Source organism: Levilinea saccharolytica, assembly GCF_001306035.1.
GTDB lineage: Bacteria > Chloroflexota > Anaerolineae > Anaerolineales > Anaerolineaceae > Levilinea > Levilinea saccharolytica.
This window is the reverse complement of record NZ_LGCM01000009.1, coordinates 22,860-30,154: the sequence shown is the minus strand read 5'-3', so window position 1 is coordinate 30,154 and position 7,295 is coordinate 22,860. Positions and strand designations below refer to the sequence as shown.

The following is a 7,295-nucleotide window of genomic DNA, read 5'->3' as shown; positions in this document are numbered from 1 at the left end:
GGCGGTGAGCATGATGATGGGAATATTGGAAAACTGCCGGACGCGCTCGCAGGTGCTGAGGCCGTCCAGGCGGGGCATCATGATATCCAGGATCAGGAGGTCTGGGCCGCGGCTGGCCACCAGTTCCAGGGCGTCTTCACCATTCGAAGCGGTGATGACTTCATAGCCTTCTTTTTCCAGGTTGACTTTCAGTAAGTGCTGGTAGAGGGTTTCATCATCCACAGCCAGAATGAGTGTCATTTCCCTTCCCTTTCCTGGTTCTGGGCTGCGGAGGGGCTATTTGTCGCCCGCGGCAGCCCGATCTTAAAGGTCGTGCCCTGATTCAGTTCTGATTCTACGGTGATGCTCCCGGCATGGGCGGTGATGATTTGTTTGCAAATGTACAGCCCCAGTCCGGAGCCGCGCACGTTGGGGGGCTGGTTGGGCACGCGGAAGAAACGATTGAATAAATACATCGTGTATTCAGGGTCAATGCCAGGGCCAAAGTCCTGGACGCGAATCCATATCGTTTCAGGCTCCTCATCCAAACGGATTAAAATATCGGATCCTGGTGCATATTTTACAGCATTACTGATCAAGTTTTCAAATACTTGTGCAAGGCGGCGGGGGTTGGCCTGAATGGGTTGGCCCTGGCTGTGATCTTCGAGACGGACTTTGGTCTCTGGATAATGCAGGTGGGCGCGCAGAATGATGTCGTTGATGAGGGCGTCCAGGCGCACAGGCTGAAATTTCAGATCCAGCAGTCCGGCCTGCAGCCGGGCGGAATCCAGCAGGTTTTCAATCAGCTCCTGCAGGTGGTCGGTTTCGCGGTCAATGATCTCCAGAAATTCGCGCTGGGTTTCGGCATCCCAGGAGGTATCTGAGCGCAGCAGGGTGGTGGTGTAGCCTTTGATGAAGCCCAGGGGGTTGCGAATTTCGTGGGTGATGGTGGAGACGAAGTCTTCTTGCAGCAGGGCCTGCTGGTGGCGGTCTTGCAGCATGCGGTATTCCTGCTGCAATTTTTGGCGTTCCACCAGCAGGGCTACCTGATTGGCGATGAATTCGGCCAGGGCCACATCTTCCTGCACGAAGGCCGGCCCGCCAAAGCGGATGAAGACCAACGCTCCCAGGTATTTTTCGCCGACGCGCAGCGGGAAAGCCAGGAGATAAGGTCTTTGCAGGCGGTCCTCGGGGCTGTCGGGCGGGGGCTCCTGGAGGATGTATTGATGTTCTTCCAAAACGCGGTTGGCGATGGCCTCGCCCCACGAAAGTTCGGCGGCGGCGGCGCGTCCGCGGCCCACCGCGCGGGCAAAGAGCACATCCAGGCCTGGATCCGGCTCATTGGAAAGGTAGACGGCGATATTATCGAAAATAAAGCAGTTGCGAACCTGTTGAGCGATGCGGTCGAAGGCGGTTTTCCAATCGGGGGCCTGAATGACAACCCGGCTGATGCCAAATAGCTGTTCCGGGTCGCTGCAGGTTGGTGTTTTGGTCATTTTTTCCATCCGCCTTGTTCCTCCCTCGTGTTTCAACTCAGACGGCGCTCAATCTTGCTCGATCTCGGGTGTGGGCAGTAAGAATTCAAAACGGCTGCCTTCGCCGACCTTTGACGTCACATGGATGATGGAGCCGTGGGCTTCGAGGATGCGGCGCACCAGAGCCAGCCCCAGGCCCGTGCCCGCGTAGCGGCGGGTGGACGAGCCGTCTAACTGGTGGAAAGGTTCAAAAATTTCTTCCACACGGTCCTGGGGGATGCCGATGCCGGTGTCGGCCACCGACACGCGCACAAATTTGCTCTCCTGCTCCAGGCCCAGGGTCACTTTGCCGCCGGGCGGGGTGAACTTGATGGCGTTATCTAGCAGCTGCAAGATCACCCAGGAAATTTTCTCCTCATCGCCGCGCACATCGGTGAGCATGGCGGGCGGGTTCATCACCAATTCCACCTGATGCGCCTTGGCTTTGGCCTGCGAACGGCTGACCTGGTTCAGGCACAGGTGCAGCACGGAGAAATCATGCACGCGCAGCTGGATATCACCGCGTTCCAGGGTGGAAAACTGGATCATGTCCTCAATCAGCCGTTCCAGCCGGTCTCCAGAACGCTGCATGACTTCCAGCGCCTGGGTTTGGGCGGCGTTGATGGGGCCCAGATCCGCGTTGATGAGCAGCTCCAGGTAGCCTTTCAGGTGGGTGAGGGGGGTGCGCAGCTCGTGGGAGATATTGTCCACAAATTCCGATTTGAGCTGGTTTAGCTCGGATAATTTGCGCAGGGCCTGTTCCAACTCGGCGGTGCGCTCGCGGACGCGCTGTTCCAGTCGCTGGTTGGCGTCGGTGAGGGCGTTCTTGAGGGCCAGAATCTGCTCGGTGATGGCTTCGTCCAACAAAGCCCGATCCACCAGCCCCATTTCGTCCAAAATTTGACCCAGGAGCGGGGCGGCCTGATTGGTTTTTCGCAGTTCAGCCTGATAGGCCAGAGCGCGCTCCAGGTCCTCGCTGCTGAGCAGTTTCTTTTCAACGAGGTAATCTCCCAGGCGGGTGGTCAGGATTTCGGGAGTGAGTTTGGGCGATTTCGACATTCCCATCTCTCCTTGCAGATTGGACGCTTAGGCGTGCCAGACCCATTCGCCAGCCACCATCGTGGCTTGCGGTAAAACGGCATGAAGGGCCGTGGGATCCATTTGGAAGGGGTCGGTTTTGAGCACGATCAAATCCGCGGCATATCCGCTGGCCAGTTTGCCCAGGAAATGTTCGCGCCCCGCAGCAAAGGCCGGGCCGAGGGTGTAAGCATTGAGGGCTTCCTGCAGGCTGAGGCGCTGCTGAGGGTACCAACCCTGGGCGTCCGGCTGGCCGTTGGGCCGCTGACGGGTGACGGCGGCGTGGATGCCGATGAAGGGATTGGGCACTTCCACCGGCGCGTCGGAGCCGAAAGCCAGGGTCGCGCCGGAATCGAGCAGGGTTTTAAACACGTAGGCGTTGGCGGCGCGCGGCCCCCAATATTGATCGGCGGCGAACATGTCGGAAGTGGCGTGGATGGGCTGCATGGAGGCGATGACGTTCATCTCTGCCAGGCGTTTTTGATCCATGGGGTGCAGGTTCTGCACGTGTTCAATGCGGTGGCGCAGAGCAGGCAGATGGTTGGCGGCTTCATAGGCGCGCAGCTGCTGATAGGCTTCCAGCACTTCGTGATTGGCGCGGTCGCCGATGGCATGGATGGCCAGGCCCAAACCTGCCTGGGCGGCCTGCTGTCCGTATTCAAAGAACTGCTCAGCGTCCAGGAAGAGCATGCCGGTGTTGTCGGGATCGTTCTCGTACGGCTGAAGCATGGCGGCGGTGTGGGGGCCCAGGGCGCCGTCGGCAAACAGCTTGACCGAGCCAATCCACAGGAAGTCGTTGCCAAACCCGCCGCGCAGACCCACCGCAGCGGCCTCCTGCAGGCTTTCCAAGGGGATGCTCTTGACCACGCGCAGTTTCAGGCGTTTTTCGGCGTTGAGGATTTGCAGCGCGCCGAAAGAGCGGGCGCGGTCGAAATCGTGCACACCGGTGAGGCCCATGCCCCACAGGTTCTGCTGGGCGCGCTCGATGGCCTCGCTGAGGAGCTGAACGCTGGGCATGGGGATGATCTTTTCCACCAGTTCCATGGCCGATTCAAAGAGAAAGCCGGTGGGCTGGCCGTGCGCGTCGCGTTCGATGCGCCCGCCTTGCGGGTCGGGGGTGTTGGCGGTGATGCCCGCGGCCTGCAGGGCCAACGCATTGGCCCAACTGGCGTGGACCGATTTGGAGGTGAGGTGCACGGGGTGATGGGGGGCGGCGCGGTCTAAATCGCGCCCGTCGCCAAAGCCCTCAGTCCATTCGTTCTGGTTCCAGCCGTGTCCCAAAACCCATTCGCCCGCTGGGATTTGACCGGCGCGTTCGGCCACACGGCGCAGACATTCGGACCGGGTGGAGGTTTCGCAGTCCACGCGCGTCAGCCCCAGGGAGTAATATTCCAGATGGAGGTGAGCGTCGGTCAGCCCCGGCCAAATCACAGCCCCACCCATATCTTCTTTTTGATCCCCGGCCTGGGCCAGGTGGAGGATTTCATCGTCGCTGCCCGCGGCTGCCACCACACCGCGGTCAATGGCCAGAGCGGAAACCAGCGGACGGCGGGCATCCTGGGTGTAAATTCGGGCGTTGTAGAGCAGGCGCATGGTTTTACTCCTTGGTGAGACGGCTGATGAGGGATTCCAACTCTTCATTGGAGAAGTAATGAATGACCACCCGCCCGCCTTTTTTGCCGTGCTGCAGAACCACGCGGGTTCCCAGGGCGGAGCGCAGGCGTTCTTCCACCGCGGCGACCTCCGGCGAGACCGGCGGCGCGGGTTTGGGGGCGGGCTTTTCGCCTTGCAGGCGCGCCACCAACTGTTCGGTCTGCCGCACGGACAGGCTGTGCGCCAGCACGCTATCCAGCGCGGCGGCCTGGGCCTGGGGGCTGCTGAGCGCCAGCAGGGCGCGGGCGTGTCCTTCGCTGATGCGCTGGTCAATCAGCGCCTGGCGAGCGTGATCGGACAGGTCTAACAGACGCAGGGTGTTGGTGACGGTGGTGCGGTGTTTGCCGACCTTGAGGCCAATTTCCTCATGGGTCAGGCCAAAATCGGCGCTCAGCTGGCGGTAGGCCTCGGCGGTTTCCAGGGGGGAGAGGTCGGCGCGCTGCACATTTTCAATCAGCGCCAATTCCAACATTTCCTGGGGGGTGGCCTGGCGCACGATGACGGGCACGGTATCTAAACCGGCGCGAGCCGCCGCCCGCCAGCGCCGTTCACCGGCGATGAGGGTGTAGCCGTTCTCGTTTTGGGCCACCAGGAGGGGCTGAAGGATGCCGTGTTCGCGAATGGAATCGGCCAATTCCTGCAGCTCATCCTCGGCCATGCTCAGACGGGGCTGGTGAGGGTTGGGCTGAATGCGGTCCAGGGGCACATAGAGGGCGCTGCCCGCGCTGCGCGAAGGTTCGCTGGGGATGAGCGCATCTAAACCTTTACCAAGTCCGCCTTTATGAGCCATGCGTTAATCTCCCTGTTCGGGTAAATCGGGAATGTGAATGCCGTCCTGTTCCAGGATTTCGCGCGCCAGGGCTGCATACGCACGGGCCGCGGAAGATTCGGGGGCGTAGGTAGAGATGGGCTGCCCAAAGGAGGGGGCTTCCGCCAGGCGAATGCTGCGCGGGATGATGGATTGGAAGACTTTGTTGGGGAAATGGCGGCGAACTTCGTTGACCACATCCACGGCCAGGCGTGTGCGGCCGTCGAACATGGTTAACACCACGCCGCGCACAGTGAGCTCAGGGTGCAGCGAGACGCGCACACGGTTGATGGTGGCGGTGATTTGCCCCAGTCCTTCCAGGGCCAGGAATTCACACTGCACGGGGATGATGACCCCGTCGCGAGCGGCAGCCAGTCCGTTGACGGTGAGCACGCCCAGCGAAGGGGGGCAGTCAATCAGCACGTAGTCGTAGCGGTCGCTGACCAGTTCCAGGGCGCTGCGCAGGCGCAGACCCTGATCAGGCAGGTTGGGCAGTTCCACTTCGGCCCCGGCCAGAGCAGGCGAGGAGGGCAGCAGGGAAATCTTGAAACGCGGGTTGTGCAGCACGTTTTGCCCGATGGGGGCCGCGCCGATGAGCACTTCGTAGGTTCCGCGCATGCCCTTTTTGTCGGCAGTTTTATCAACACCCAATGACAAGGTGGCGTTGGCTTGCGGGTCGAGATCAATCAGCAGCACGCGCTGGCCGTAATAGCCCAGGTAAGCGCCCAGGTTGATGGCGGAGGTGGTTTTGCCGACCCCACCTTTTTGATTGACGAGGGTGTAGATACGCGTCATGGATTAGGCCTTGGGTAAAATTTCCACCAGCCCCGCCTGCACCTCTGCATAGGTGGGGATGCTGGCCAGACCGCGGCGGGTGACGGACTGCGACGCCAGAAGGGTAGCAAAGCGGGCAGCCTCCCACGGGTCGCGCGTGGTGCTGAAGCGGTAGAAAAAGGCGGCGGCGAAGATATCCCCGGCGCCGGTGGCGTCTACCTCTTCTTTTTCAGGGGCGCGGAAGCGGCGCAGGTCGCCGTTCCAATACACGCGGCATCCGGCAGCCCCTTCGGTGACCACCAGAACGCGGATGGAGGCCAGCATTTCTTCGATCACCAGTTCGTTGTGCTGGATGTCTTCAATGCTGAGTACAGCAGCAGCCGCAGGACGCAGGACGAAGTCGGCTTCGGGCCATTCGGTAAAATGCACCCGGCCGCTCTCATCCCAGGAGCGGAACCAGCCTTGCGGGGTGAGGCACACGTTGGATTTTGGAAAAGAGCGCGCCAGGTTGGGGTCTACCTCGTGGGCGATGGGACCCAGGTGGACGATGGGGGCGCTGCGCCAGGTCTCGGGCACCAGGCTGAGGTCCAGGCTGGGGGCCACCTGATGGACGATTTGGATGCGGCCTTCGGGGGTGTAGATGTTTTCGAAGGTGGAGGTGTGATCCCCGCGGATGCCGAAGATGGGGATGCCCGCCAGTTCGGGCAGGGTCAGGTCGGCGGAGATGGCGGTGACGATGCCCACACGCAGCCCCAGGGCGCGCGCGGTGAGAGAAGCGTAGGAGGCAGTGCCCCCTAGCATGGGGCCAGAGGGGGTCAAATCTTGAGTCAGGTGACCAATAATCAGGTAGTCTATGGGTTCAATGGGCAGAAGTTCGGTCATGAAATCTCTTTTTCGTCTATGAATAAGGGTTTTCCGGCTCGCCGGACGCTGCGGTTTCGTTGGCGTCCGAGGGCAGGCCGCGCAGGGCTTCATCCAGGGTCAGGTTGTCACGGCGCATGCCGGGGGCGGCCGTGCCGCAGTAGGGGCACAAATTCCAGGGGAGTTCCATGAGTCGTCCGCACTGGTGGCAGGGCTTCTTCAGGCGCGTATGGCAGTTGGGGCACACCACCCAATCGGCGGCGATGCGCCGCCCGCAGCCAGGGCAGAGGGGGTTATCTTCAATGGATTGCAGCAGAGCTTCTTCTTCCAATGCGCTTTGATACTCATCTTCCAGGCGTTGGGGCGGGCGCAGGATGAGGTACACCAGCACCCCCGGCAGGAAAAGCACCGCCACCACCAGGGTGGCCAGGATGCGCAGCAGGGGATCGCGGGAACGCCCGCGCACGTCGCGGTAGGTCCAGAAGATCAGGCTGAGCCACAGAGCAGCCAGGAAGGCGGCCCCAAAGGCGGTGGCGATGAGCACGGTGCTGCTGAGGGTGGTTGGATCGAAGGCCATACGGAATCTCCAATGTGGAAATTATAGCATGGATGCTGGAGGGGAATGCTGG

General features: G+C 61.3%; 8 protein-coding genes. All 8 read right to left on the bottom strand.

Annotation, left to right across the window (positions count from 1 at the left end; genetic code table 11):
• Positions 1-240 (bottom strand): response regulator (locus ADN01_RS02325; RefSeq protein ID WP_152973996.1); only part of this gene is annotated, 240 nt, incomplete at its 3' end.
• Complete coding sequence (locus ADN01_RS02320) at positions 237-1,475, bottom strand: GAF domain-containing sensor histidine kinase (RefSeq protein WP_160318363.1); 1,239 nt, start codon at positions 1,473-1,475, stop codon at positions 237-239. The genes ADN01_RS02320 and ADN01_RS02325, both read right to left, overlap by 4 nt.
• Before the next feature lie 48 nt (positions 1,476-1,523).
• Positions 1,524-2,552, bottom strand: coding sequence for a sensor histidine kinase (locus ADN01_RS02315; RefSeq protein WP_062417534.1), 1,029 nt, complete (start codon positions 2,550-2,552; stop codon positions 1,524-1,526).
• Between the two features lie 27 nt (positions 2,553-2,579).
• Entirely contained in the window at positions 2,580-4,163 is a 1,584-nt protein-coding gene (locus ADN01_RS02310) for an amidohydrolase (protein WP_062417535.1), read from the bottom strand.
• 4 nt (positions 4,164-4,167) lie between these two features.
• Positions 4,168-5,013: a ParB/RepB/Spo0J family partition protein gene (locus tag ADN01_RS02305; RefSeq protein WP_062417536.1), complete on the bottom strand. Its 846-nt coding sequence runs from the start codon at positions 5,011-5,013 to the stop codon at positions 4,168-4,170.
• 3 nt (positions 5,014-5,016) lie between these two features.
• Positions 5,017-5,826, bottom strand: a complete 810-nt coding sequence (locus ADN01_RS02300; RefSeq protein ID WP_062417537.1) for a ParA family protein — start codon at positions 5,824-5,826, stop codon at positions 5,017-5,019.
• 3 nt (positions 5,827-5,829) lie between these two features.
• Complete coding sequence (locus ADN01_RS02295; RefSeq protein ID WP_062417538.1) at positions 5,830-6,687, bottom strand: PfkB family carbohydrate kinase; 858 nt, start codon at positions 6,685-6,687, stop codon at positions 5,830-5,832.
• A gap of 16 nt (positions 6,688-6,703) precedes the next feature.
• A complete protein-coding gene (locus ADN01_RS02290; RefSeq protein ID WP_062417539.1) occupies positions 6,704-7,243 on the bottom strand; it encodes a zinc ribbon domain-containing protein in 540 nt (179 codons plus the stop codon).
• Between the last annotated feature and the right edge of the window lie 52 nt (positions 7,244-7,295).

Coding starts and splice junctions, on each gene's coding strand:
- ADN01_RS02320 (WP_160318363.1), bottom strand. CDS start 1,475: ATGACCAAAACACCAACCTGCAGCGACCCGGAACAGCTATTTGGCATC.
- ADN01_RS02315 (WP_062417534.1), bottom strand. CDS start 2,552: ATGTCGAAATCGCCCAAACTCACTCCCGAAATCCTGACCACCCGCCTG.
- ADN01_RS02310 (WP_062417535.1), bottom strand. CDS start 4,163: ATGCGCCTGCTCTACAACGCCCGAATTTACACCCAGGATGCCCGCCGT.
- ADN01_RS02305 (WP_062417536.1), bottom strand. CDS start 5,013: ATGGCTCATAAAGGCGGACTTGGTAAAGGTTTAGATGCGCTCATCCCC.
- ADN01_RS02300 (WP_062417537.1), bottom strand. CDS start 5,826: ATGACGCGTATCTACACCCTCGTCAATCAAAAAGGTGGGGTCGGCAAA.
- ADN01_RS02295 (WP_062417538.1), bottom strand. CDS start 6,687: ATGACCGAACTTCTGCCCATTGAACCCATAGACTACCTGATTATTGGT.
- ADN01_RS02290 (WP_062417539.1), bottom strand. CDS start 7,243: ATGGCCTTCGATCCAACCACCCTCAGCAGCACCGTGCTCATCGCCACC.